Origin of the sequence: Variovorax ginsengisoli, from assembly GCF_030811835.1 — a bacterium.
GTDB classification, from domain to species: domain Bacteria; phylum Pseudomonadota; class Gammaproteobacteria; order Burkholderiales; family Burkholderiaceae_C; genus Variovorax; species Variovorax ginsengisoli_C.
This window is the reverse complement of sequence record NZ_JAUSRO010000004.1, coordinates 162,862-186,653: the sequence shown is the minus strand read 5'-3', so window position 1 is coordinate 186,653 and position 23,792 is coordinate 162,862. Positions and strand designations below refer to the sequence as shown.

Annotated in this window: 23 protein-coding genes and 2 tRNA genes; 12 read left to right on the top strand and 13 right to left on the bottom strand. The window is 64.7% G+C overall.

The window, feature by feature from the left end; all coding sequences use genetic code 11:
- Positions 1–15: 15 nt before the first annotated feature.
- Positions 16–1,017, bottom strand: coding sequence for a Bug family tripartite tricarboxylate transporter substrate binding protein (locus J2W36_RS07070; RefSeq protein WP_307688987.1), 1,002 nt, complete (start codon positions 1,015–1,017; stop codon positions 16–18).
- 42 nt (positions 1,018–1,059) lie between these two features.
- Positions 1,060–1,560: a DUF3237 domain-containing protein gene (locus tag J2W36_RS07065; protein ID WP_307688986.1), complete on the bottom strand. Its 501-nt coding sequence runs from the start codon at positions 1,558–1,560 to the stop codon at positions 1,060–1,062.
- 73 nt (positions 1,561–1,633) lie between these two features.
- On the opposite strand from J2W36_RS07065, the gene J2W36_RS07060 reads away from it, so the two are divergent.
- Positions 1,634–2,449, top strand: coding sequence for a helix-turn-helix transcriptional regulator (locus tag J2W36_RS07060; RefSeq protein WP_307688985.1), 816 nt, complete (start codon positions 1,634–1,636; stop codon positions 2,447–2,449).
- Between the two features lie 9 nt (positions 2,450–2,458).
- Here the strand turns inward: J2W36_RS07060 and J2W36_RS07055 are convergent, their stop codons facing one another.
- From J2W36_RS07055 to J2W36_RS07040, 4 genes are all read right to left on the bottom strand, one after another.
- Positions 2,459–2,629 (bottom strand): hypothetical protein, encoded by a 171-nt coding sequence (locus J2W36_RS07055; protein WP_307688984.1) that lies wholly within the window; start codon positions 2,627–2,629, stop codon positions 2,459–2,461.
- 113 nt (positions 2,630–2,742) lie between these two features.
- Positions 2,743–3,702 (bottom strand): aldo/keto reductase, encoded by a 960-nt coding sequence (locus J2W36_RS07050; RefSeq protein WP_307688983.1) that lies wholly within the window; start codon positions 3,700–3,702, stop codon positions 2,743–2,745.
- 26 nt (positions 3,703–3,728) lie between these two features.
- On the bottom strand, positions 3,729–4,331 hold the full coding sequence (locus tag J2W36_RS07045; RefSeq protein WP_307688982.1) for a chromate transporter: 603 nt from the start codon (positions 4,329–4,331) through the stop codon (positions 3,729–3,731).
- On the bottom strand, positions 4,328–4,918 hold the full coding sequence (locus tag J2W36_RS07040; protein WP_307688981.1) for a chromate transporter: 591 nt from the start codon (positions 4,916–4,918) through the stop codon (positions 4,328–4,330). The genes J2W36_RS07045 and J2W36_RS07040 overlap by 4 nt, the downstream gene beginning before the upstream one ends.
- 88 nt (positions 4,919–5,006) lie before the next feature.
- On the opposite strand from J2W36_RS07040, the gene J2W36_RS07035 reads away from it, so the two are divergent.
- The 4 genes from J2W36_RS07035 (at position 5,007) to J2W36_RS07020 (ending at position 10,630) form a co-directional block, all read left to right on the top strand.
- A complete protein-coding gene (locus J2W36_RS07035; RefSeq protein ID WP_307688980.1) occupies positions 5,007–5,936 on the top strand; it encodes a YihY/virulence factor BrkB family protein in 930 nt (309 codons plus the stop codon).
- A gap of 4 nt (positions 5,937–5,940) precedes the next feature.
- Entirely contained in the window at positions 5,941–7,158 is a 1,218-nt protein-coding gene (locus J2W36_RS07030; RefSeq protein WP_307688979.1) for a DUF3734 domain-containing protein, read from the top strand.
- A 101-nt stretch (positions 7,159–7,259) separates the two neighbouring features.
- Positions 7,260–8,042, top strand: a complete 783-nt coding sequence (locus J2W36_RS07025; protein WP_307688978.1) for a 3-hydroxybutyrate dehydrogenase — start codon at positions 7,260–7,262, stop codon at positions 8,040–8,042.
- Between the two features lie 152 nt (positions 8,043–8,194).
- Positions 8,195–10,630, top strand: coding sequence for a YgiQ family radical SAM protein (locus J2W36_RS07020; RefSeq protein ID WP_307688977.1), 2,436 nt, complete (start codon positions 8,195–8,197; stop codon positions 10,628–10,630).
- Between the two features lie 55 nt (positions 10,631–10,685).
- Here the strand turns inward: J2W36_RS07020 and J2W36_RS07015 are convergent, their stop codons facing one another.
- Complete coding sequence (locus J2W36_RS07015) at positions 10,686–11,408, bottom strand: LysR substrate-binding domain-containing protein (protein WP_307688976.1); 723 nt, start codon at positions 11,406–11,408, stop codon at positions 10,686–10,688.
- A gap of 258 nt (positions 11,409–11,666) precedes the next feature.
- Between J2W36_RS07015 and J2W36_RS07010 the strand changes: the two genes are divergently transcribed.
- Entirely contained in the window at positions 11,667–12,548 is an 882-nt protein-coding gene (locus J2W36_RS07010) for a hypothetical protein (protein ID WP_307688975.1), read from the top strand.
- 4 nt (positions 12,549–12,552) lie between these two features.
- On the opposite strand, the gene J2W36_RS07005 is transcribed toward J2W36_RS07010, so the two are convergent.
- Positions 12,553–12,987 carry a universal stress protein gene (locus J2W36_RS07005; RefSeq protein WP_307688974.1) on the bottom strand — a complete coding sequence of 145 codons (435 nt, stop codon included), beginning with the start codon at positions 12,985–12,987 and terminating at the stop codon, positions 12,553–12,555.
- Positions 12,988–13,048: 61 nt separating this feature from the next.
- The gene (locus J2W36_RS07000) at positions 13,049–13,300 is read right to left on the bottom strand and encodes a hypothetical protein (RefSeq protein WP_307688973.1); all 252 of its coding nucleotides are present in this window, start codon (positions 13,298–13,300) and stop codon (positions 13,049–13,051) included.
- A 276-nt stretch (positions 13,301–13,576) separates the two neighbouring features.
- Between J2W36_RS07000 and J2W36_RS06995 the strand changes: the two genes are divergently transcribed.
- The 4 genes from J2W36_RS06995 (at position 13,577) to J2W36_RS06980 (ending at position 16,504) form a co-directional block, all read left to right on the top strand.
- Positions 13,577–14,407, top strand: a complete 831-nt coding sequence (locus J2W36_RS06995) for a crotonase/enoyl-CoA hydratase family protein (protein WP_307688972.1) — start codon at positions 13,577–13,579, stop codon at positions 14,405–14,407.
- 108 nt (positions 14,408–14,515) lie between these two features.
- Positions 14,516–15,088, top strand: coding sequence for a DUF3455 domain-containing protein (locus J2W36_RS06990; RefSeq protein ID WP_307688971.1), 573 nt, complete (start codon positions 14,516–14,518; stop codon positions 15,086–15,088).
- Positions 15,089–15,176: 88 nt separating this feature from the next.
- A complete protein-coding gene (locus J2W36_RS06985) occupies positions 15,177–15,740 on the top strand; it encodes a sigma-70 family RNA polymerase sigma factor (RefSeq protein ID WP_307688970.1) in 564 nt (187 codons plus the stop codon).
- A gap of 5 nt (positions 15,741–15,745) precedes the next feature.
- Entirely contained in the window at positions 15,746–16,504 is a 759-nt protein-coding gene (locus J2W36_RS06980) for an anti-sigma factor (protein ID WP_370869282.1), read from the top strand.
- A gap of 361 nt (positions 16,505–16,865) precedes the next feature.
- On the opposite strand, the gene J2W36_RS06975 is transcribed toward J2W36_RS06980, so the two are convergent.
- A tRNA-Arg gene (locus J2W36_RS06975) sits at positions 16,866–16,942 on the bottom strand.
- A 459-nt stretch (positions 16,943–17,401) separates the two neighbouring features.
- Between J2W36_RS06975 and J2W36_RS06970 the strand changes: the two genes are divergently transcribed.
- Positions 17,402–20,578: an EAL domain-containing protein gene (locus J2W36_RS06970; RefSeq protein WP_307688968.1), complete on the top strand. Its 3,177-nt coding sequence runs from the start codon at positions 17,402–17,404 to the stop codon at positions 20,576–20,578.
- Between the two features lie 397 nt (positions 20,579–20,975).
- On the opposite strand, the gene J2W36_RS06965 is transcribed toward J2W36_RS06970, so the two are convergent.
- The 3 genes from J2W36_RS06965 to J2W36_RS06955 all read right to left on the bottom strand — a co-directional run bounded on the left by J2W36_RS06965 (position 20,976) and on the right by J2W36_RS06955 (position 22,701).
- Positions 20,976–21,191: a hypothetical protein gene (locus J2W36_RS06965; RefSeq protein WP_307688966.1), complete on the bottom strand. Its 216-nt coding sequence runs from the start codon at positions 21,189–21,191 to the stop codon at positions 20,976–20,978.
- Between the two features lie 667 nt (positions 21,192–21,858).
- Positions 21,859–21,935 (bottom strand) — tRNA-Pro (locus J2W36_RS06960).
- A 61-nt stretch (positions 21,936–21,996) separates the two neighbouring features.
- On the bottom strand, positions 21,997–22,701 hold the full coding sequence (locus J2W36_RS06955) for a glutathione binding-like protein (protein ID WP_307688965.1): 705 nt from the start codon (positions 22,699–22,701) through the stop codon (positions 21,997–21,999).
- 160 nt (positions 22,702–22,861) lie between these two features.
- Between J2W36_RS06955 and J2W36_RS06950 the strand changes: the two genes are divergently transcribed.
- On the top strand, positions 22,862–23,770 hold the full coding sequence (locus J2W36_RS06950; protein WP_307688964.1) for a GNAT family N-acetyltransferase: 909 nt from the start codon (positions 22,862–22,864) through the stop codon (positions 23,768–23,770).
- The last annotated feature ends 22 nt before the right edge of the window (positions 23,771–23,792 follow it).

The window sequence follows — 23,792 nt, the reverse complement described above, 5'->3', positions numbered from 1 at the left end:
GTCGCCCGGAGGACGTCAGTCCGCCTTGAAGCCGGTGGCTGCGACGGCTTTGCCCCAGGTGCGCGTGTCTGCAGCCATGATGGTTGCAAATTCGGCGCCGGTGGTGCCCGTCACGCGGAAGCCGGCGTCTTCCATCTTGGCCCGGCCATCGGGCGATTTCATGGCCTTCTGGATGTCGGCGCTCAGTTTGGCCACGATGGCCGGCGGCGTCTTCGAGGGTGCCACGATCCCGAACCACGAATTGAACACCAGCTGCGGATAGCCTTGTTCCTTGAAGGTGGGGACATCGGGCAGCGCCTGGGCGCGCTGGTCGCCGCTCGAGGCCAGTGCAACGAGCTTGCCTGCCTTGACGTTGGGCGCCGCCAGTCCGACGCTAGCGAACACACCGGCGATATCCCCGCCGAAGATGCCGCTCAGCGCATCCCCGGTGCTCTTGTAGTGCACCGGCGTCGGCTTCTGACCGATGGCATCGCCAAAGAGGTAGGCGCCGAAGTGCCCGGGCGTTCCTGCGCCGAAGGTGCCCATGAACAGGCCATTCTGCTTTTGCGACCAATCCACGAATTCCTTGACCGTGCGGGCTGGCACCTTCTGCGGATTCACGAGCAGCATGAAGTCGGAGGTGACCACCTGGCTGACGGGCGCGAAGTCCTGTACCGGGTCGTAGGCGAGCTTGGTGTAGCTGCTGGGCGCGATGCTCAACTGCCCGGTCTCTCCGAGCATGAGCGTGTAGCCATCGGCGGGGCTGCGTGCAGCCTCGGTGGCGGCGATCAACCCGCCGGCGCCTGGCTTGTTGTCCACGATCACGCCCATGTTGTTCCAACCCTCGGAGAGCTTTTGCGCCAACAGGCGTGCCACAATGTCCGGCCCGGTGCCGGCCGGAAAGCCGACGATGATGCGCACAGGCCGGCTGGGGAAATTCGCGGCCTGCGCCTGGCTGTGGGCGGGCAGGCTGCAGGCGGCGCTGACTGCCAGCGTCAGGGTGATGGCATGGCGGCGTGAAAGCGCGTGTCGATTCATGGTTGTCTCTTTGTGGTGCAGGGTGAACGGGATTCGCGTCGCTCAGCGCAGCGCAAAGAAGCGCATGACGACCTGTGTCGGATGGCGCACACCAGCGCCGACGAACATGCGCTCGGTGGCCCAGCGCAGCGTGGGTGACGCCGTCTCGAAAGACGGACTGCACCGGAAATAGATCTGCGACGGATCGACGCTCTGGCCGCTCAGCAGCCGCGCCATGATCTCGGGCGATGCCGCGCGCACGGCCCGGTTGTGGACGTACACCAGATCTCCCGCGTCCGTTTCCAGGCCGTAGCGTGCGTCAAGTTCAGACAGCGTGTCGCTCACGATCAGCTGGAAGTCGCTGCCGCCGGGCAGCACCCGCGCCGTCCAGCCCTGGCCGCGCGCGCTGCCACCGGTGATCGGCACCACGCGGCGCAGGCCGCGCGCGCTCTGGCCGAGCAACTGCGGCTGGCCCACGTCCACCGCAAGGTCGGCGAAAAGGTCGAGAAAGGGCGGCGCGAGCGGATCGGTCGCGAGGGAGGCCGCTGGAAAAGGCGAGGTCATGCCCTAGCGTAAGTCCCGGGGTACCGCGCCGCTGTCATCCCTGAAGATGACGGGATACCCCTCTGGACACACGATGCGAAGCTGGCTTGCCGATCCCGATGCCTCCGGCGCTGCGAGCGGGGCAGATCTGATCGCTACGGCCGTTCCCGCGCTGGGCGAAGCGGGCTTCGGTGCCGCGCTGTTGGGCGCGCTGGGTGCGGCGCTGCCGGTGGGGTCGCTGTCGGTCTATCGCACCGGTGCCCGCCCGGCGATTTTTCTCACGGCCAGCACCGATGTGCATGACACGACGCGGGACTGTTGGCGCGCCTATCTCTCGGGCCCGATCCGCCACGATCGGACGCTGCGGTCGGCATTGCCGCAGGCGCCTTCACGCCCGTTGCAGCGCCCACACCTGTGTCACATCACGGCCGGTGAAGTGCCGAGCGAACACCGTGCGAAGGTGTACGAAGCCCATGGCGTTGCCGAACGCATCTCCGTGGTCGAGGAAGACGCCGAGGGCGATGTGTTTGCGGTGAACTTCTATCGGCATGCCCGACAGCGCCCGTTGAATGACGGCCAGATTGCCGACTTCTCGCAAATGGGAGGGTTGTTGATGGCACTGACGCGCAAGCACGTCGCGCTCACGCTGGCATCGGCGTCGGGCACCCGCATGCAGGATGCACAGATCGATCGCCTGCGCGAGCTTCAGCCAGCGCTCACAGTCAGAGAGGTGGAGGTGTGCTCACGCCTGTTGCAGGGCATGAGCCAGGACGGCATTGCCGCCGATCTGAATATCGGCGTACCGACCGTGAAGACCTATCGCAACCGTGCATTCGCACGGCTGGGCATCCACTTCAGAAGCGAGCTGTTCGCTCTTGCCTCCGGTGCAATGCCGATGCGACGCAATTGACGACAGCGCTCAAGATGGGTCCTTGCCGCGCGTGCGCCCCACGCCGCTGAAGATGCCAATGCCCAGCAGGATCAGGGCACCGATACCGATGTACAGCGTCGGCACGCCGGCGACCGATGCGCCCCAGGCCAGGCCGCCGAGGAAGATCAGAAAACCCACCATGTAGAGCGCGAAGGACATGAACTCTCTCCGAAATTGATATCCATCCTTGTCGCATTTACTTGACCGCAATGCGCGTGGCATGCATCGGCAGTGGGTGTCGGTGGGGGCCTACAGTTGGGGTCGTCTCCCGCTCAGGCCTGCTCGGCGCTGGCCGCATTCAGCACCGCGATCGAGGACGCATCGAGCTTGAGCGTCGCGGCGGCCGTCAATTCGTTGAGTTGCTGCACAGACGTCGCGCTGGCGATGGGGGCCGTGACGGCCGGGCGCGCGATCTGCCAGGCGATCGCCACCTGGCCTGGGGTTGCGTTGTGCGTGCGCGCCACCTGGTCCAGTGCGTCGAGAATGCGCAGGCCGCGCGGATTCAGGTACTTTTTGGTCGTATTCGCCCCGCGCGCACTCTTGACCGCATCGGCCTCGTTGCGGTACTTGCCGGTGAGGAACCCGGCGGCCAGCGCGTAGAAATTGATCACGCCCACGTCGTTCGCCAGGCAGAGCGGCTCCAGGGCGTCCTCGAACACGGCGCGGTCGTAAAGGTTGTAGAGCGGCTGCAGGCTTTCGTAGCGTGGCAGGCCCAGCCGCTGCGATACGTCCAACGCCTGGGCGAGTCGCGGCGCCGTGTAGTTCGAGGCGCCGATGGCGCGCACCTTGCCCGCCTTGATCAGTTCGGCGAACGCGCCCAGTGTGTCTTCGAGCGGCGTTTCAGCATCGTCGTCGTGCGATTGATACAAGTCGATGTGGTCGGTCTTCAGGCGCTGCAGCGAGGCGTCGACTGCGGCACGGATGTACGCTGGCGACAAACCTTTCTTGTCTTCCCCCATCGGCTTGCCGACCTTGGTGGCGAGCACCACACGGTTGCGCTTGCCGGTCTGGCGCAGCCATTTGCCGATGATCGTCTCCGATTCCCCGCCCGTGTGGCCAGGGACCCAGGCCGAGTACACGTCGGCCGTGTCGACGAAGTTGAAGCCAGCGTCGAGCCAGGCGTCGAGCAGGCGGAAGGACAGGGCTTCATCCACCGTCCAGCCGAACACGTTGCCACCGAAGGCGAGCGGAGAAACATCGAGGCCCGAACGGCCGAGTGGGCGCAATTGCATGGAAGTCGCTTTCTTGAGAGAGAAGGTCAGACAAAGCCGAGCACGCCGAGCAGCGCGCCGGCAGCGAGCAGCCACAGCAGATGCAGGCGCGTGCGCCACACAACCACGGTGGCGGCCCCCGCAAGCAGCCAGAGATGCCAGGCTGGCGCGGTACCGCCGGCCTGGTTGCCTGTCGCGAGCACCCAGCCGGTGGCGATCAGCAGGCCGACCACGACCGGCGCCATGCCCTGCTTGAAGGCGCGAACTTCACGCCGCGTGCGGTTGCGATGGCCCCAGCGCGTCGCGAAATAGGTGAGGGTGGTGCTGGGCAACATGATGCCCACCATGGTGATGGTCAACCCCAGCAGGCCGAGCGCCCAGGCGTGTGGCCCGGCCGCAATGCCGCCGCCGGCGTTGATGCCCACGTTCCAGCCCATCAGCGCAACGAAGAGCACGTTCGGCCCCGGGGCGGCCTGGGCGATGGCCACAGAGGAGCTGAACTGCGCATCGGTCAACCAGGCGTTCTGCACCACCAGATAGCGATGCATGTCGGGCACCGTGGTGATGGCGCCGCTGATCGACAGCATCGACAGCATCAGGTACTGGCCCAGCAAAGCGAGCCAGTCGTGCGATTGCATGACGATGGTCATCGTGCCAACCTGCGCCAGGTTTCGCCGCAGGCGAGACCGCCGACCACGATCAGGACCCAGCCGAGCGGCACCCGCACGAGGGCGATGGCCGCGAACACCGTTGCCACGATGGCCAGGCACAGTCCGAAGCCCAGCGGGTGCCGTCGCAGTTGCGGCACCAGTTTGATGCCGGTGGCTGCAATCAGCCCGCCGGCCACGGCGCCCATGCCGCGCAACGCGGCGGCGATCTGCGGGTGACCCGCGTAGTGCGCATAGAGCAGGGCCAGGCCGAGGATGACGAAGAGCGGCACGGTCAGCATGCCAGCCACGGCAGCCAAGGCGCCACGCAGGCCGAAGTAGCGGTCGCCGATCATGAGCGCCAGGTTGATCACGTTCGGGCCGGGCATGACCTGCGCCACTGCCCAGTCTTCCAGGAATTCATCAGGGGAGAGCCAGCGCTTCTTCTCGACCATTTCGCGCTGCACGATGGCCAGCACCCCACCGAAACCCTGGAGCGCGAGCCAGGTGAACGAACGGAACAGGTCGCCGCACGAGCGCGGACGGGGGCGGTCGGCTTCAGCCGCCGCGGCAGGTGGAGCCGGATGCATGGCCGAAATTATGATGCGGCGCGCACAAAGGCGCAGACCGGGGTCTGCGCCGACACGGCGCGGTGCCACGCGCTGCGAAACTCCGATCATGAACTTCAGCGCACTCCTGGACCTCTGCAAGCAGGCCGTCATCTCGTGGAAGAACGACTACGCCCCCAGCATGGGCGCGGCGCTCGCCTACTACACGGTCTTCTCCGTCGCCCCCTTGCTGCTCATCGCGATTTCGGTGGCGGGACTGGTGTTTGGCCAGGATGCCGCGCGGGGCGAGATCTTCGCGCAGCTCTCGGGGATGATGGGCGCCCAGGGCGCGCTGGCGGTTCAGGGCATGCTGGAGGCGGTGAACAAGCCGACCGAGGGCGTTGTCGCCACGGTCATTGGCGTGACGCTGCTGGTGGTAGGTGCCACCACCGTGTTCGGAGAGTTGCAGGATTCGATGGACCGCATCTGGCGTGCGCCGGTGCGCGTGCAGAGCAGCGGGATCGTCAGCTTGCTGAAGGTGCGCCTGCTGTCGTTCAGCATGATCATGGGCATCGGCTTCCTCTTGATGGTGTCGCTGGTCGCCAGCGCGGCGCTTTCCGCGCTGGGCAAGTGGTGGTCGCCCCTCTTCGGCGGCTGGGAAACGCTGGCCCAGCTCGTCAACTTTACCTTCAGCTTCGCCATGGTGACGGTAGCCTTCGCGATGATCTACAAGTTGTTGCCCCGCGTGCGGGTGCAGTGGCGCGACGTGTGGGTGGGTGCGGCGGTCACGGCGCTGCTGTTCACCGTCGGCAAGCACCTCATTGGTCTGTACATCGGCAAGAGCAGCGTGGCGTCGGGTTACGGCGCTGCGGGCTCGCTGGTGGTGGTGCTGGTGTGGGTCTATTACTCCGCACAGATCTTCCTTCTGGGCGCCGAATTCACCTGGGTCTATGCACACGCGTATGGCTCGCTCAAGGGGTCGGTGCGGCCCGGTTCCGAGGCCGCGCTGGAGGCCCGGACCCGTACGTCAGCTGCCGGTCGGCCCGATGGTGTTCAATAGCGGGATGAGCCAAGACATCCCCTCCAGCGTGCGCGCCCCCGCAACCGGGCCCGCCATGCGTTTTGCCGACAAGGCCCTGGTGCTCCAGGGCGGCGGTGCACTCGGTGCCTACCAGGCGGGCGTGTACGACGCGCTGTCCGTGCGTGTCAAAGACCTCGAATGGGTCGTCGGCGTGTCGATCGGCGCGATCAATGCGGCGCTCATCGCCGGCAATGAACCGGGCCAGCGGGTGGCGCGGTTGCGCGAGTTCTGGGACCTGGTGTCTTCGGCGCCGGGCCAGCAGCTGCCCGCGGGCACGGGCAACCGGCTGCTGCTGAACCAGTGGAGTGCAACGTCGGCCGTGCTCTTCGGCATTCCCGGGTTCTTCAAGCCGCGCGTCGACCCCACGCTGCTGCTCGGCGGCGCGGCACCGGTCACCAGCTACTACGACACCACGCCGCTGAAGGCGACGCTGGAACGGTTGATCGACTTCGACCGCATCAACCACGGCGACATGCGCCTGAGCGTCGGTGCGGTCAATGTGCGCACCGGCAATTCCGTCTATTTCGACAACCGCACGCAAAAGATCGGCCCGGAGCACATCATGGCCAGCGGCGCCTTGCCTCCGGGCTTTCCCCCAGTGCACATCGACGGCGAAGACTATTGGGACGGTGGAATCGTCTCGAACACGCCGCTGCAGTACCTGCTGGACACCCACGTGCGCACCGAGCCCCTGGTGGCCTTGCAGGTGGACCTTTTCAGCGCGCGCGGCACGATGCCGCAGACGTTGTCGGAAGTCGCCCAGCGGCAAAAAGACATTGTCTATTCGAGCCGCACCCGCATGAACACCGACGCGCTGTCTGCCAACGTGAACCTGCAGCAGGCGGTGGTCGACCTGATCGCCAAGCTGCCCGCGCGGCTGCGTGACGACGAGAGCGTGGAGTTGTTGCGCGCGCAGATGAACCATGCGCCGATCGACATCGTGCATCTCATCTACCGCAACCGGCCCTATGACCTCGACTCGAAGGACTACGAGTTCTCGCGTGCGACCGTGCGTGAACACTGGGAGGCCGGCGTGCGCGACATGCGCAACACATTGGCCCACCCGGAGTGGCTGGAGAGCGCCACCGAAAACGGCGTGACCACCTTCGACCTGACCGAGCCAGACGCACTGCGTGTGCGTCGGCCGACGCTCGACATGCGCGTGGGAGGCAAGGCGCGCCAGCCCAAGACCCCCACCTGACGGCCGCTGTGGCGCTGCTTGCGGTACCGCCCGGCCGTTGCCGTTTCATTGGAGAATCTTTCTTTCTCTTCTTTGTTTTTGTCACACCAAGGAATCGTCTCATGCAGCTCAAGGACAAGGTCGCCTTCATCACCGGCTCGGCCAGCGGGATCGGCAAGGAAATCGCCATCGTGTATGCCAAGGCGGGCGCGAAGATCGTCATCGCCGACCTGAACAAGGCGGCCGCCGAGGCCACGGCGGCAGAGATCGCGGCGACCGGCGCGCAGGCCATCGGGGTGGGCGTGGACGTGACCGATGAAGATCAGGTCAATGCCGGTGTCGAGCAAGCCGTCAAGGCGTTTGGTGGCATCGACATCCTGGTGAGCAACGCGGGCATCCAGATCGTCCATCCTGTGGACGAATTCAGTTTTGCCGACTGGAAGAAAATGCTCGCCATCCATCTCGACGGCGCCTTTCTCACGACCAAGGCGTGCCTCAAGCACATGTATGCGCAGGGCCGCGGCGGCAGCGTGATCTACATGGGATCGGTGCACTCCAAGGAAGCCTCGGTGCTCAAGGCGCCTTACGTCACGGCCAAGCACGGGTTGATCGGCCTGTGCAAGACGGTGGCCAAGGAAGGCGCCAAATACGGCGTGCGCGCCAACGTGATCTGCCCGGGCTTCGTGCGCACGCCGCTGGTCGAAAAGCAGATTCCCGAGCAGGCCAAGACGCTGGGCATCACCGAGGAGCAGGTGGTCAAGAACGTCATGCTCAAGGAAACGGTCGATGGTGAATTCACCACCACGGATGATGTGGCCCAGGTCGCACTGATGTTCGCCGGCTTTCCAACCAACGCGCTGACGGGCCAGTCGCTGGTGGTGAGCCACGGCTGGTTCATGCAATGAGCTTGGGCTGATCCCCCGCGGGTACGCGTGCGCGGGTGTGCCGCGGGGTGGCGCGCGCCCTTACCCTTGCCAACGACAGGGAAGAGGGAGCCAATTACAATCTTCGGTCCCCCGCACTCCCGGCCATCCGCAGGCCCACCCCCCAAGCCACGATGAACGCCCCGGTCGACGTTTCCTTTTTTACGCGCGCTGCCAAGCCGCTGACCAGCTACCGCAAGTACTGGGCGGCCCGCTTCGGCACGGCGAAGTTCCTGCCCACCTCGCGGCAGGAGATGGAGGCGCTCGGCTGGGACAGTTGCGACATCATCGTGGTCACCGGCGACGCCTACGTCGACCATCCGAGCTTCGGCATGGCCGTCATCGGCCGCATGCTGGAGGCACAGGGCTTTCGCGTCGGCATCATCGCCCAGCCCGACTGGCAGAGCGCCGACGCGTTCAAGGCGCTGGGCAAGCCGAACCTGTTCTTCGGCGTGACCTCGGGCAACATGGACTCGATGATCAACCGGTACACCGCCGACCGGAAGATCCGCAGCGACGACGCCTACACCCCCGGCGACATCGGCGGCAAGCGGCCCGACCGTGCGGCCATCGTGTATTCGCAGCGCTGCCGTGAAGCCTGGAACGATGTGCCGATCATCCTCGGCGGCATCGAAGGGTCGCTGCGGCGCATTGCGCACTACGACTACTGGTCGGACAAGGTGCGCCGCTCCGTGGTGGTCGACGCCAAATGCGACCTGCTGCTCTACGGCAACGCCGAGCGCGCCATCGTCGAGATTGCCCACCGCCTGGCGGCCAAGGAGCCGGTGCAGCAGATCACCGACGTGCGCGGCACTGCTTTCGTTCGCCGCAGTGGCGATGAATCGGCCCAAGGCTGGTTCGAGATCGACTCGACCAGCGTCGACGCGCCCGGTCGTGTCGAGGCGCACGTCAACCCTTACCTGATGGTGTCCGACCAGGCCAAGGCCAATGGCGCGACCTGCGCGCGCGAAGACGAGGCCGAGGCCGTCGCCAAGGCCGCGCAGACCGGCGCGCCGCTTCCTGCGGCGGCGTCGCGCGGCCCGGCGGCCGCCAACCCGGCCATCCAGCCCCTGAACTTCGTGCCCAATCCGGCGCTCGCCATGCGCACCCGCATCCAGGTGCCGCCGCGCGACCGTTCGGTGATCCGGCTGCCGTCCTACGAGCAGGTCCGCAGCGATCCGGTGCTGTATGCGCACGCCAACCGTGTACTGCACCTGGAGACCAACCCCGGCAATGCCCGCGCGCTGGTGCAGGCCCACGGCGAAGGCGCGACCGCCCGGGACGTGTGGATCAACCCGCCGCCGATTCCGCTGACCACGGCCGAGATGGACCACGTGTTCGACCTGCCGTACGCGCGCAGCCCGCATCCGCGCTATGCCGACGAGAACGGCAGCCATGACGGCGCCACCAAGATTCCGGCCTGGGAGATGATCCGCTTCTCCGTGAACATCATGCGCGGCTGCTTTGGCGGCTGCACCTTCTGTTCGATCACCGAGCACGAGGGCCGCATCATCCAGAGCCGCTCGGAAGACTCGATCATCAAGGAGGTCGAGGCGATTCGCGACTCGGTCAAGGGCTTCACCGGCACCATCTCCGACCTGGGCGGGCCGACCGCCAACATGTACCGGCTCGGCTGTAAATCGCCCGAGATCGAGGCGGCCTGCCGCAAGCCGAGCTGCGTGTATCCGGGCATCTGCTCGAACCTCGGCACCAACCACGACCCGCTCATCAAGATTTACCGGCGTGCGCGTGCGCTCAAGGGCATCAAGAAGATTTTGATCGGCTCCGGCCTGCGCTACGACCTGGCCGTACAGAGCCCCGAATACGTCAAGGAGCTGGTGCAGCACCACGTCGGCGGTTATCTGAAGATCGCGCCCGAGCACACCGAGCAGGGCCCGCTCACGAAGATGATGAAGCCCGGCATCGGCAGCTACGACAAGTTCAAGCAGATGTTCGAGAAGTTCTCGGCCGAGGCGGGCAAGAAGCAGTACCTCATCCCGTACTTCATCGCGGCACATCCGGGTACCAGCGACGAGGACATGATGAACCTCGCGATCTGGCTCAAGAAGAATGGCTTCCGCGCCGATCAGGTGCAGACCTTCTACCCGAGTCCCATGGCCACGGCGACGACGATGTACCACACCAACCGCAACCCGCTGCGCAAGATCACACGCGACAGTGAAACGGTGGACATCGTGCGCGGCGACAAGCGCCGGCGGTTGCACAAGGCGTTCCTGCGCTACCACGATGCCAACAACTGGCCGTTGCTGCGTGAGGCCTTGAAGAGCATGGGCCGCGCCGACCTCATCGGCAACGGCAAGCACCATCTGATCCCCACCTGGCAGCCGCTGACCGACGGCAGCTACACCAGTGCGCGCAGGAAAAACTCGAGCGTGTCGGCAGAAGCGGTGGTCCCGTCGTCGCCCAAGTCGCCCACCAAGGGCCGCCTGCTCACCCAGCACACCGGCCTGCCGCCGCGCGACAACGGTTCTGGCCGTCCCCCAGTGGGCAGGGCGGGCCGCCCAGACGCGTCCCGCACACCGCCACGCAAGATCCGTAAAGGTCCCTGAGCCGTCGAGCTGCGGCGCCGGCAGTCCTGCGGCGCGGAAGACATTGGTCCGTCTTTCAGGGCGAGTGCCCGGTCCGTCCCGCCGAGCGGTCGGGTGTGCGCGTGTGCTGCGTGGCCTGGGCCGTTCGCACGACGGCAGAAAGCAGCGAGCGGAACCACAGACGATCCGCCGCATGCTCGGTGCTGGCGTCCCACAGTTGATAGAAGCGCATTTCCGGAAAGTCGATGGGGGGCGTCACGATGGCCAGGGGCAGGATCGCTGCGTAATGTTCCGCGAAGTGCCGGCTGGTGGTGTAGATCAGGTCCGTGCCTGGCAGCAATTGGGGCGCCATGCTGAAGTAGGGCACCGTCACGGTGGGGTTGCGTGCAAGCTGGTGCGAAGCCAGATGGATCTCGACCACCCCGCCTGCCGGTACGCTGTAGGTCAAAGGGACGACATGCGAACCTTCCAGGTAGTCTTCACGCCGCATGTGTGCGGCACAACGGTGCGCGCGATCGACCAGGCATACCGTCTCGTCCTTGAAGAGCAGTTTGCTGCGCAGATGCGCAGGCGGTTGCGGCCAGTTCCCGATGACCACGTCGAGCCGGCCGTCAGCCAACTCCGAGGCGAAATCGCAGTCTGGAGACAGCGGCTGCATCACGAGGCGCGCGCCAGGTGCGCTGCTGCGCATATAGCTCACGATGGCGGCCATCAGTGGCGGCGCCAGGTAGTCGGGGGTGCCCAGACGGAAGGTCTGTTGGGTGGTCGCCGGGTCGAAATGAGGATCGGTGGATGGCATGGCTCGGGTTGACAACAGCTGCACCGCTTTGGTGCCAACGGTCTGCTTCCGGATGGAGCAGAGGAGCCGTCGGCCGACTTGCTGCGCCGCTTGAGGCAGCATGGCAAGGCGCGTGCCACGACCCGGTCTGAATGTTTCAATATGTGTGATTTGCTGCATCCGATGGAAATGGCGGGACTGAACCTGCAACCTCGGTCGTCGGTGAGCTATCGTGCAAGGATGTACCGTTCTTCGATGCGACGTGGATGGAACCGGATCGTGGGGACAGGCCTGCAGGTGGTCCTGGCCGCCAGCGTGGCGGCCGGAAACGCGGCGCTCGCCGCATCGCCGACGACCGGTGCGGCGCAGGCCTTGCGCGACACGCAACAGGCCCTGGGTGGACGGCTGGGCGACAGCCCTTTCGGCCGACCGCTGGTGCTTGACTCCATGGAGTTGCCCGAAGGGCTCAAGGGCGACGTTTATGCCATCGTCGACCATCCGTTGCAGGATGTCGCGGCCGCGCTCAAGACACCGGCGCGCTGGTGTGAGGCGCTGATCCTGCACATCAACAACCGTCGCTGCCAGGTGGCAACCGATTCGGGCCGAGAGGTGCTGACGTTGAGTGTGGTGCGCCGGTACGACAAGCCGGTCGACAGCGCGTTCACGCTGCCATTCCTCTATCGCACGATCGCCATGGACCCCGACTACATGGCCGTGGAACTGAGCGCGGAGAGCGGACCGCTGGGGACGCGCAGTTACCGTGTGGTGCTGGAAGCCGTGCGCCTGCGCAATGGCCGGACCTTTCTGCATTTCAGCTACGCCTACGAACACAACCTGGTGGCACGCGTGGCCACGCAGGCGTATCTGGCGACCTTCGGCAGCGACAAGGTTGGCTTCACGGCATTGGGCCGGCTTCCTGGCGGAGAGACCGACTGGATCCGTGGCACGCGCGGACTCGTCGAGCGCAATGCGATGCGCTATTTCCTGGCCGTCGAAGCCTACCTGTCCGCGATGGATGTGCCCGCGCCGCAGCAGCAGGACGCGCGCCTGCTGGCCTGGTACGAGGCGACGGAGCGGTATCCGCGCCAGCTCCACGAAATCGATCTCGCGAGCTATCTGGCCCTCAAGCGCGAGGACCGTCTGCGCAACGGCCCGCCCTAGCGTTCTAGCGCGCTCTGGTGTTCACGAGTGTCACTGGCACGTGGGCGCCATGTACCACGGAATGTGACACCGAGCCCAGCAACGCCTGGCGCAGCTCGCCCGCGCCCCCCGTCTGCATGATGACCATGTCGCAGCCGTAGCGCTCTGCAATCTCGACCAGCACGTTGCCGGGATCGCCCGACGCGACTTCGCTTTCGAAGTCGAGGCCGGCGCCCTGCATCAGCGCCTGTGCCTGAGCGAGCGCATGCGCACCGGCAGCCTGGCTCACTTCTTCCAACGACGCCGCATCGGGCGTGGAGACCAGTTCATAGAAATTGGCCGGTGCCTGCACGTTGGCGAGGACGAAGCTCGCCTGCAGTCCGGCTTGCACGAGTTGCGTTGCGTGATGGATGGCTTCGAGCGAGGCGGTCGATCCATCGATGGGCAAAAGAATCTTCATGTGTGCGTCTCCTGGGAACGGGGTGATGGGCCCAGTTTAAGGAGTTCGCGGAGAACGCTTTTCAATCAGGCAGCGAGCTGACCTGCAGCGACAGGTCAAACAGCTTGGCCTTGCCCGCGTAGTAACGGTCGATGCGCCATTGCTTGAGCACGTCGATGGCGAGATCGAAGGTTTCCAGGTCGAGCTTGTAAAGCTCCGTGACGTTGAACTGAGTCTCCGATTCGAGCGAGAGCACCAGCAGTGCGAGCGTGCGTGAAGACTCGCTGGCAGGGTTGGCGACGATGAATTTTCTTGCGGACTTGATGGCATTCATGGCGTTTTCCTCGGAGTGAGTGGATGTGGGATCAGCAGCGCGCGTCGCCTTTTATCTGGCTATCGGTTGCGCGCATGCGAGCTTTAGTTAACGATTGTCGCAATCTTCATATGACAGATTTATGACAGTCGCGCATGCGATAGCGCTGGGGCATGCCAAACGTTTTCGAAACCGCTGCCGAAATGGCAGTAAACCCTGAACCGGCTGACCGGAGCGTGACAGGCTGGACCGTCATCCAGCGCCGATACTCGCGTCGCCAAAAACTCTGGAGACACCATGAACGACCGTATCGAATCGACGCGCCATGCCGATGGCGTGGTCGAGCTGCAACTGGTGCGCAGCGACAAGATGAACGCACTGGACCCGGCCATGTTCGACGCGCTGATCGAAGCCGGCACGCGGCTGTGCAGCGATGCGCAGGTGCGCGCGGTGGTCATCGCCGGCCGCGGCAAGGCCTTCTGCGCGGGGCTCGACATGCAGTCCTTCGAGCGCATGGGCCAAGGGGCTGCCGCCGACGTGCTCGGCGATGGTGCGGCCGGCACCGACTTGTTGACGCGCACGCACGGCATCTCGAACGCGGCGCAGCAGGTCGCCATGGTGTGGCGCGCCGTGCCGGTGCCGGTGATTGCCGCCGTGCATGGCGTGGCCTTCGGCGGCGGCCTTCAGGTGGCGCTCGGTGCCGATATCCGCATCGTGGCGCCCGACACCCGCATGTCGGTGATGGAGATCAAATGGGGCCTGGTGCCGGACATGGCAGGTATGGTGCTCATGCGCGGGCTCGCGCGGGCCGATGTGGTGCGCGAGCTGACCTGGACCGGACGCATCTTCACGGGCGAAGAGGCGCTGCAGATCGGCTTTGCCACGCGCCTGTCGGCCGAGCCGCTGACCGACGCGCTGGCGCTGGCCCACGAGATCGCGGCCAAGAGCCCTGATGCCATCCGTGGCGGCAAGCGGCTGCTCAACGCGTCGCTGGACCTCGGCGCGGCTGAGTTGCTGATGGCGGAGTCGGTCGAGCAGCAGCGGCTGATCGGCAGCGCGAATCAGGCCGAGGCCGTGCGCGCCAACATGGAAAATCGCGTGCCGCGCTTCGGTCCGGCGGCCCCCTGACCATCCGCTGAATCATTTTTTTCGCGGGGTGCATCCGAACGAGGAACCGGTGGGTAGTACATGCAGCAGCAGCCGCTGCTGACCCTTTCAAACCCACTGGAGAAGAACATGTCCTTCATCACTTCCGTCCGTCCCGCCGCCGCATGGGGCGCTGTTTCCGCAGCCGCACTGTTGACAGCCTGTGGGTCGATGGGCAGCAGCACCATGGCGCCGACTTTTTCGCAAGCCAGCCTGCCGCCGAGCATTCAGGTGCCCGCCGGCAACCGGGTTGCGCTGGAAACCGTGGGCGTGGGCGACATCACCTACGAATGCCGGGACAAGGCCAACATGCCTGGCCAGACCGAATGGGTGTTCGTCGGCCCCAACGCGGCGCTGAACGACCGCAGTGGCAAGCAGGTCGGCAGGTACTACGGCCCCCCGGCCACCTGGGAGTCGATGGATGGTTCCAAGCTGACCGCCACCCAACTGGCCGTTGCGCCGTCGGGCCCGACCAGCCTGCCATACCAGTTGGTGAAAGCCAACCCCGCCATGGGCATGGGCGCCATGAGCGGCGTGACCTACATCCAGCGCGTGGCATTGAGTGGCGGCGTGGCGCCTTCGACGCCCTGCACGCCCATGACCAAGGGCCAGAAGCAGACGGTCAAGTACCAGGCCGATTACATCTTCTGGAAAGCCGCCTGACCCTGCGGAATGGGGGGAAACACGGCCGGTGTCGGCGGGCACCGGTCGACTACCATGAGGTTCGATCCATCCCTCCCTGCCGCCGACCGTGACCGCCGACGACCCTTTCGACTATGACGCTGCGCTCGTGGCCTGCGCCCGGGGCGACCAGGGCGCGTTGCAGCAACTTTACCAACGCGAAGGCCGTTACCTGCTGGGGGTGGCATTGCGCATCGTGCGCCAGCACCAGCATGCGGAGGATGTGTTGCACGACGCTTTCATCAGTATCTGGCAGCGGGCCGGAACCTTCGATCCGTCGCGCGGCGCAGGCCGCGGCTGGATCTACAGCGTGGTTCGCCATGCGGCGCTCAACCGCGTCCGTAGCAGCGCGCGCGAAGTGCCGGTCGATGAGGAAGCGTCGGCCGCCATTCAGGACGACGCCGCCCTGCGTGCGCACGCTGCCGCGGCCGATCCCTTCGAATTGCGTGCCGACCTCGGCCGTCTTCAGGGCTGCCTGGCGAGCCTGGAGCCCGAGCGCCGCAACTGCATCCTTTACGCCTATGTCGACGGTTGCTCGCACAGCGAGATCGCCGAACGCACCCGTACGCCGCTGGGCACGGTCAAGACCTGGATCCAGCGCGGGATGCGCATGCTGCGGGAGTGCATGGCATGAGCACGATGTCCGATCAGGCCGCACTACCGCCTGACGATTCGCCTGACGAGTCGCTCGACGCGCTGGCCGGCGACTACGTCCTGGGCACGCTGTCCGCGCAGGCGCGACACGCCGTCGCACAGCGCATGTCGACCGAGCCTGCACTGCGGCAGGCGGTGGATGCCTGGGAGGCCCGGCTGATGCCGCTCACGGCCCTGGCGCCGCCGGTACAGCCTTCGGCGCAGCTGTGGCCGCGCATCCACGACAGCGTCAATGGCATCACGGGTGCGGCGCCGAACGCCGCGGCCGTGCGCCAGAAGACGGCACGCAGCGGCTGGTGGAATCATCTCGGGCTTTGGCGCGGGCTGGCCGGCACCGGCTTCGCCGCGGCCGCGGTGCTCGCTGCGGTGCTCGTGACCCGCCTGGGTGCGCCGGTCACGCCGCAATACATGGTCGTGTTGGTCGCGCCGCAGGACAAAGCACCGGGGTGGGTGGTGCAGACGGCCACCGCCGATAACCATCAGCTCAGTCTGATTCCGCTGGGCGCGACCGAGGTGCCGCAGGAGAAGTCGCTGCAGTTCTGGACCAAGGCCGACGGTTGGGCCGGTCCGGTGTCGCTGGGCCTGGTCAAGCCGGGCCAGACCTTGCGCGTGCCGATCGATCGGCTGCCACCGCTCGAACCCAACCAGCTTTTCGAGCTGACGCTGGAGCCTCCCAATGGGTCGCCGCTGAACCGGCCCACCGGACCGATCCAGTTCATCGGTCGCGCGGTGAAGGTGCTTTGAGCGCGTCAGTGCCACGCCTGCTGCGCGTTGTCGACCGGGCCCTACGTCCCCAAAAAAACAGCCCGCACGCTGGCGGGCTGAAGAAACGTCATCTGGAAACGTCCCATGGAGAAACCAAGGTCGACTCTACCGACCGGGCGCTGGGCAGGGGTGTCCAAAATGTCAAGAGTGTTTGACGCGGCTTACAAAGAAGGTGCGTTGGCGCGAGCGGACGAAAAAAGGCCCGCACGAGGCGGGCCAAGCACCGAGGTGCCCCACAGAGGACCTTGATCGTGCCGGGCAATTTGGGAGACTTTGGGCGGGTAGCGGCCTGCGGGTAGACCGGCCGGCTCGCCCATCTGCGATACATCAACCATATATGTGGCCTGTCCGGAGGGGATCGAACCCCCGACATTCGGCTTAGAAGGCCGATGCTCTATCCAACTGAGCTACGGACAGATAGTGAGAAATTGCCGGCCGGGCATTTGCGTACGCCCGTCAACAAGACGGCGCGATTCTAACGCTCCTGCGCGTGTTCGCCCTGTTGCCTCACGGAGGCTGCACGAAGCGGGCGACGGCGCCGACCACAGGTCAATCGGTGGGGCGCCTACGCGGGCAAAAGGCCTTGCGACCTATTATTTCAAGATCATCTTCACCCTGTCAGGATTTTCCATGCGCCCCACGTCTCCCGCCTCGCCCAGCGACGCCCCCGTCCCACTGCCCGTGGAACCCGATTTTCCAGCCGGTGAGATCCCCGGTGCTCCACGCGAGGGTGAGCACAACGAGGAGGTCGAACCTGGTCTCGACGAGAACACCGCAGGATTTTTGAAGTCGACACGGGTCTAATTCTAATTTTCCGGCCAGCTTGCGCGTCAAAGGTCAGTAATTTGCATACATTTGTCTTCGTTGGGGAGTCACATGTTGCAAATCATTTCTCGTCGCTTGGGCAGGTTGAGTGTCGGGCGCAAACTGCTGGTCATCTACCTGTTGGATCTCACGGCCGTCATCTTCATCAGCGGGATATTGATCAACGAGAAGTTCATTGCGATCGATTTCGGGCGCAAGGAGATGACAGGGCTGGCTTACATCAAGGAGCTTCAGCCTAGCCTGCTGGCACTTGCGGGGTGGCGAGAGGCCCGTGTGGCGAGTGACGCTGTGCTGGCACAGGTCGAACGTCAACTCGGTGACGGCATGCGGACCGCCGAGCCCAGCCTTGGGTTTCGCCGTGCGGTGACTGCTGCGCAGGAAGGAGTGGGCACAGAGGAAGGAGGGCAGCGTGATGCAAGACAAGTGTCCGGCGCGCTGGACGCGCTCGAACAGGGGCGAGCGCTTGTCACGCGCATCGGCAATCAGTCCAACCTCATTCTGGATCCCGACCTCGACAGTTATTACACGATGTCGCTGGTGCTGTTGCGCTTTCCCGAACTGATGGAACTGGGTTCGAGCATGGCTGCGCGGCTGCAGACACCGGGCCCCGACGGATTGACTGCAGCCGACATTCGCGCCCAGTATTTCACCCTGGAGGGTCGAATAGACGCTGTCGCCGCGGGCATCGAGAGCGACTACGGCGAGGCCTTCGTGGCTGCAAACGGACAGTTGCGCGACAGGCTGGGCGCATCCCGCAAGCGCCTGGCCGCGGGCATCGACCGGTTCCGCCGTGCCGCGCGCCAGCGGCTCGAAACCACCGATGCCAGCGCTGCATCGGCTTTCGACGCCGCGCAGCAGGCGCTGTTCAGCGACCTCGACCATGCATGGACGCTGGGCAATGCCGAATTGGGCACGATGCTGCAGACGCGAGAACGAGGGTTCTTTCATCGCATGTGGCTGCACCTGGGCACGGCGCTGACGTTGTTGCTGCTGATTCTGACGGCGGTGTTCTACGTGGCGAGGCAGATCGCAAAGCCTCTGCGTCGGTTGTCGGACGTGGTGGACACGGTGCGCCGCACCGGCGACCACAGCCTGCGTGCCGAGTGGAACAGTGGCGACGAAATAGGCCGGCTGGTCTTGGGCTTCAACGACATGCTTGCCCAGCTGGACCGTGAACGGCGCATCCAGCAGGAACTCGCGGCCACCGCGCGCGCAGCCGAGGCGCAGCGCGATCTGGTCGCGGCCATTCCGATTCCCATGATGGTCACCGCCATTCCCGGCCACGAGGTACTCAATGCCAACCCGCCAGCGCAGGCCTGGCTGAACGGGAGCACGCGCGATCCGTGGGCGCACGGACTCGAACCGTCGGTGCGCGCCCGGTTCTTCCAACAACTGGCCGACCATAAGGCCGTCGACGAGTTCGAGGTGCGGTGGCGCGGTGGCATCGAGCCATCGTGGGCCGTGTTGTCGGCGCGCCGGCTGACCTACCAGGGGCAGGACGCGGTGCTGACGGCCTTCACGCCGGTGAACCATCTCAAGCAGATGGAGCAGCGCCTGGAGCTGTGGGCGAAGGTGTTCGAGGCGTCGTCCGAAGGCATCATGATCATCGACAAGGACCACAGGATCCTTACCGTCAACCGCGCCATGTGCCGCCAGACGGGTCATGAGCTGCGCACCCTGGCGGGCGAGGCTCCCGACGTGCTGATCGAAGATGACACCATGCATTTCGACCTGATGTGGCCCATGCTCGATCTGCGATCGTCCTGGCAGGGCGAAGTGGAAGTCCGCCGACGCAACGGCACCCATTACCCCGCTTGGCTGGTGGCGAGCGTGGTGCGCGATGGCCCCGAGCACATTTCGCACTACATCTTCACGTCGATCAACATCAGTGACCGCAAGCGCAGCGAGGAGCGCATCCGCTTTCTCGCACATCATGATGTGCTCACCGAGCTGCCCAACCGTTCGCTGTGCATCGAGCGGCTTCGTATGGCGATTCAGCAGGCGCAGCGCACCCGACAGCGCGTGGGCGTACTGTTCATCGACCTCGACCGTTTCAAGAACATCAACGATTCACTGGGCCACCATGTCGGCGACGGCCTTTTGAGGTCGGTCGCGCGGCGTCTGACCGAATCGGTGCGCTCCATCGACACCGTCAGCCGGCTGGGCGGCGATGAGTTCGTGATTGTGCTCAACGGGGTGGCCGACGCGCACGAGATCCTCAACGTGGTGGAGCGCCGTCTCGTGCCGCGCATCCGCAAACCGCATGACGTCGGCGGCGCGGAGCTCCATGTATCCTGCAGCGTCGGCATTGCGATCTACCCGGACGATGCGCAGGACATCGACACGCTCATGCGCCACGCCGACGTGGCGATGTACCAGAGCAAGGCCAACGGACGCGACATGGCGCGCTTCTTCACTTCCGATATGAACGAGCGGGCCCAGCAGCGCCTGCACGTCGAGTCGAAGCTGCGCCACGCCATTGAACGCGACGAGCTGACGCTGCACTACCAGCCACGGGTGCATGCCGTCACTGGCGCGCTCACGGGCGTCGAGGCACTCTTGCGCTGGCGCAACGACGAACTGGGCAGCGTACCGCCCGCCGAATTCATTCCCATTGCGGAAGAGTCGGGGCAGATCGTCGCGATCGGCGATTGGGTCATCAGCCAGGCCTGCGAACAACATGCGATATGGCAGCGAGAGGGCTTGGGCCGCGTGCCGGTCTCCGTCAACATGTCCGCGCTCCAGTTGCGCGATTCCGCCTTGATCGACAAATTGCGCGAGGCGATGCAGACGAGGGGTGTGCAGCCATCCGACATTGAAATCGAGCTGACCGAATCCAGCTTGATGGATGCGACGGCCGAGACGCTTGCGCAATTGCGGGCGTTGAAGGCACTGGGTGTGATGCTGTCCATCGACGATTTCGGCACGGGCTACTCAAGCCTGAATTACCTTCATCGTTTTCCTATCGACAAGCTCAAGGTGGACCGCTCGTTCGTTCATCCCACCGATGAAGATGTGACGGGTATGGCCATTGCGCGTGCCGTGATCGGACTGGGGCACGCGCTGGGTTTGCAGGTGGTTGCCGAAGGCGTCGAAACAGACGAAGAGGCCCAGACGCTGCGCGCCGCGCGATGCGACGAGTTGCAGGGCTTCCTCGTGGGCAAGCCCATGGCACCCGACATGCTGCCGTTATGGCTCTCTGTGCACCATGCCCGAAGCGAGGCCTGAAACGGGCATCTGAGCGGTGCGTGGGCTGGCGTGCCGGTCTTGCATGCGTCGAGACTGGGTGCGTACGGGATGTGTCGTGCCCTGGTACGCGGAGTGCGCTTCCATCGCCTCGTCCGACACAGATGCTGCACGCGCCATGCTGAGGATACCCAGACCAAAAAGCGCGTAGATGACGAGCAACGAAACTACAAGGAACGTGAACATGGGATGCCCCTTCGGTCTATTTTTTTGTTGATGTATTAAGAAACAACACTTTCAGTTTGCGACTTGTGCCGAGTTTTCGTAATGGGGCAAATCCTCGAACTCCTGTAGGAAGCGAATCTCCGGGTTTACACGTGACGGATGCATCACTGCGCCACTGTCTGGACTTCCTGCTTGGTACATCGGTCTGGGGACCTCAACGCGCCGTATGCGTATGGCGCCTGCGTGGCCGCAGTTTGGCCTTGAGCAGGCGCACGCCACCGACAACAAGGCTTCCTATCAGGACCAGGACGACGCCCATGAGCGCCATCCCCGGTATCAGCGACACATCGTGGTCCATAGGGACGAGGACCACGAGTGCGGCGAGAACAAAGGCCGCAAAGGCCAATGCGGCATTGATTTTCCAATTCATGAGGCTCTCTATCGGCGTTCGACGCCAAACTTGTAGTCTTTTTTCAACGTGGACATGCTATGTCCCCGGGCATCCATGGCCTATGGGGTTTGCGGCTGAATCCGACGCGATGTTGTGTGCGTATGAAACAAATCTTCTGACAGGTACCAGCTGGTAACGCGATGGTTGTTGAATCTGTTACAGATGTTTGATCTGCTGAAGGGCCGCTGCCAACTGGCTCCGTGCGCCCCTGAATGAGGCTTTTTGAGGGACGGGGCGGTGGGATTCGAACCTGGCATGCTCAGCATCCATGTGTGCTCAGACGCTATCTCCGTTCTGCATGTGGTTTGGCCCTGAAGAATTCTGGGGGGGCATGCAGGCGCTGGCCTGGGTCCAGTTGCCGGAAAGATGCCCAGTATTGGATGAACATCCCTAGGCATCAGCCGCCTGAGCTTCGCCAAGATGCTCGTCGGCGGCGCGATCGACCTGCGCACGGAGGGCTGGCATGTGATGCACGTGCGGCGGGGGGCGCTCGGTATATGGGTAGGCCACGTTGGTGCGAACCGGCTCCGAACCTCTGGTGTGGGGAGTGATGGCCGTTAGATCAACCTTCAACGGTTGGACGCGATCCTTCGCAAAAGCAAAATGCCCGCAAGAACCTAAGTCCTTGCGGGCATTCACTTTTCTATGGTCGGGGCGGTGGGATTCGAACTCACGACCCTCTGCTCCCAAAGCAGATGCGCTACCAGGCTGCGCTACGCCCCGACAAGCCTTTGATTATAGCGTGGATTTTCGGGGTGTCTGGAATTTCTGAAAAACTCTTTCGTCAACGCTTCTGGTACTGCGTCTTGCCGAACAGGATCTCGCGTTCCTTGTCGCCGGTGATGGGGGTGCGCAGGTCGGCCAGTACCTTCACCCCGCGCTGCACGGCGGGGCGTGCAGCAATGCCATCGAACCAGGTCTTCAAGTGAGGGTAGTCGGTGAGCACGATGCCCTGATTCTCCCAGCTTCGCAGCCAGGGGAAGATGGCGATGTCGGCGATGGAGTAGGTCCTGCCGGCGATGAACCTGTTCTTTGACAGCTGCTTGTCGATCACGCCGTAGATGCGCCTGGCTTCGTTGGTGTAACGCTCGATGGCATAGGGAAGCTTCTCCGGCGCGTACATGCGAAAGTGGTGCGCCTGGCCGAGCATGGGGCCAACGCCGCCCATCTGGAACATCAGCCATTGAAGCACGTCGTACTTCGCGCGGTCGCCCGCAGGCATGAACTTGCCGGTCTTGCCCGCCAGGTACACCAGGATGGCGCCCGACTCGAACAGCGAGATCGGCTTGCCGCCGGGACCCACGGGATCGGTGATGGCGGGGATCTTGTTGTTCGGGCTGATCGCCATAAAGTCGGCGGCGAACTGTTCGCCCTTGCCGATGTTCACCGGATGGGCCACGTAAGGGAGGCGGCACTCCTCGAGCATGATGTGGACTTTGTGGCCGTTGGGTGTAGGCCAGGAATAGACGTCGATGGGAGCTTGGGACATGGCGCTGCGATCCGAGAAAAAGAGTGGCGTCAGCATATACATATGTGCTGCTGGCCGCTGCCGGAGAACTGCACAGGCGCCTGGACGTCACGCAACTGCCACGCCGCTGACATGCGCTGTTCATCGCGGTTCGCCAGACTTGGGCGCAGAAAGGGTTCCAATGAAAGAACTTCCCAACCCGATGTTCCCGATTTCCCAACTGGGCGTGCGTGCCACCTTCTGGCGTGCGCCCGAGCCGGCCCGTCCGGCGGTCGTCCATGCCGCGATCGCGCCGACGCAGGTTGCGGTGCCGCAACCGGCCCCGATCGTGCCACCGGCCGTGGCCGTGGCTGCGGGTTCGACGCCGGGCATCACCGTGAGCTGGGCGCGCCACCAGGACGATGTGCGCGCGGCACAGCGTCTGCGTCACGATGTGTTTGCCGGTGAGATGGGTGCACGCCTGACGACATCGCTCGCAGGCCACGACATCGACCTGTTCGACGATTTTTGCGAGCATCTGCTGGTGCGCGACGAGGCCAGCGGACAGGTCATTGGCACCTACCGTGTGCTGACCCCGGCACAGGCGCGCCGTGTCGGCAGCACCTACAGCGACACCGAGTTCGACCTGACCCGGCTGCGCGACCTGCGCGAGCGCATGGTGGAACTGGGTCGTAGCTGCGTGCACCGCGACCACCGCCAGGGCGGAGTCATCCTCGCCCTTTGGGGCGCGCTGGCCGGTTTCATGCACCGCAACCGGCTGGACACGATGATCGGCTGCGCCAGCATACCGATGTCGCACAACGGCGTGACCAGTGGCGATGCCGCTGCCAGCATCTGGCGTCAACTCTCGGCTACGCACATGGCGCCGATCCAGTACCAGGTGCAGCCGCGCCTGCCGTTGCCGGTAGACCGCCTGGACGGCCAACTGGTCGTCGAGCCGCCGGCGCTGATCAAGGGCTACTTGCGGCTGGGAGCCAAGGTGCTGGGTGCGCCAGCGTGGGACCCTGACTTCAACACCGCCGACCTGCCCATGCTGATGCGCATCGACGATCTGCCTGCGCGCTACCGGAAGCACTTTCTAGGCAACTGAAGATTTGTGACGCCTGTCACAA

What these genes read in the sequence shown, in the direction of transcription:
- J2W36_RS07000 (WP_307688973.1), bottom strand. Translation starts at nt 13,300, where the DNA reads ATGAATGCCATCAAGTCCGCAAGAAAATTCATCGTCGCCAACCCTGCC.
- J2W36_RS07045 (WP_307688982.1), bottom strand. Translation starts at nt 4,331, where the DNA reads ATGACCATCGTCATGCAATCGCACGACTGGCTCGCTTTGCTGGGCCAG.
- J2W36_RS07040 (WP_307688981.1), bottom strand. Translation starts at nt 4,918, where the DNA reads ATGCATCCGGCTCCACCTGCCGCGGCGGCTGAAGCCGACCGCCCCCGT.
- J2W36_RS07060 (WP_307688985.1), top strand. Translation starts at nt 1,634, where the DNA reads ATGCGAAGCTGGCTTGCCGATCCCGATGCCTCCGGCGCTGCGAGCGGG.
- J2W36_RS07025 (WP_307688978.1), top strand. Translation starts at nt 7,260, where the DNA reads ATGCAGCTCAAGGACAAGGTCGCCTTCATCACCGGCTCGGCCAGCGGG.
- J2W36_RS06965 (WP_307688966.1), bottom strand. Translation starts at nt 21,191, where the DNA reads ATGAATTGGAAAATCAATGCCGCATTGGCCTTTGCGGCCTTTGTTCTC.
- J2W36_RS07020 (WP_307688977.1), top strand. Translation starts at nt 8,195, where the DNA reads ATGAACGCCCCGGTCGACGTTTCCTTTTTTACGCGCGCTGCCAAGCCG.
- J2W36_RS06995 (WP_307688972.1), top strand. Translation starts at nt 13,577, where the DNA reads ATGAACGACCGTATCGAATCGACGCGCCATGCCGATGGCGTGGTCGAG.
- J2W36_RS06955 (WP_307688965.1), bottom strand. Translation starts at nt 22,701, where the DNA reads ATGTCCCAAGCTCCCATCGACGTCTATTCCTGGCCTACACCCAACGGC.
- J2W36_RS06990 (WP_307688971.1), top strand. Translation starts at nt 14,516, where the DNA reads ATGTCCTTCATCACTTCCGTCCGTCCCGCCGCCGCATGGGGCGCTGTT.
- J2W36_RS07030 (WP_307688979.1), top strand. Translation starts at nt 5,941, where the DNA reads ATGAGCCAAGACATCCCCTCCAGCGTGCGCGCCCCCGCAACCGGGCCC.
- J2W36_RS07035 (WP_307688980.1), top strand. Translation starts at nt 5,007, where the DNA reads ATGAACTTCAGCGCACTCCTGGACCTCTGCAAGCAGGCCGTCATCTCG.
- J2W36_RS07055 (WP_307688984.1), bottom strand. Translation starts at nt 2,629, where the DNA reads ATGTCCTTCGCGCTCTACATGGTGGGTTTTCTGATCTTCCTCGGCGGC.
- J2W36_RS07005 (WP_307688974.1), bottom strand. Translation starts at nt 12,987, where the DNA reads ATGAAGATTCTTTTGCCCATCGATGGATCGACCGCCTCGCTCGAAGCC.
- J2W36_RS06950 (WP_307688964.1), top strand. Translation starts at nt 22,862, where the DNA reads ATGAAAGAACTTCCCAACCCGATGTTCCCGATTTCCCAACTGGGCGTG.
- J2W36_RS07070 (WP_307688987.1), bottom strand. Translation starts at nt 1,017, where the DNA reads ATGAATCGACACGCGCTTTCACGCCGCCATGCCATCACCCTGACGCTG.
- J2W36_RS06980 (WP_370869282.1), top strand. Translation starts at nt 15,746, where the DNA reads ATGTCCGATCAGGCCGCACTACCGCCTGACGATTCGCCTGACGAGTCG.
- J2W36_RS07050 (WP_307688983.1), bottom strand. Translation starts at nt 3,702, where the DNA reads ATGCAATTGCGCCCACTCGGCCGTTCGGGCCTCGATGTTTCTCCGCTC.
- J2W36_RS07065 (WP_307688986.1), bottom strand. Translation starts at nt 1,560, where the DNA reads ATGACCTCGCCTTTTCCAGCGGCCTCCCTCGCGACCGATCCGCTCGCG.
- J2W36_RS07015 (WP_307688976.1), bottom strand. Translation starts at nt 11,408, where the DNA reads ATGCCATCCACCGATCCTCATTTCGACCCGGCGACCACCCAACAGACC.
- J2W36_RS06970 (WP_307688968.1), top strand. Translation starts at nt 17,402, where the DNA reads ATGTTGCAAATCATTTCTCGTCGCTTGGGCAGGTTGAGTGTCGGGCGC.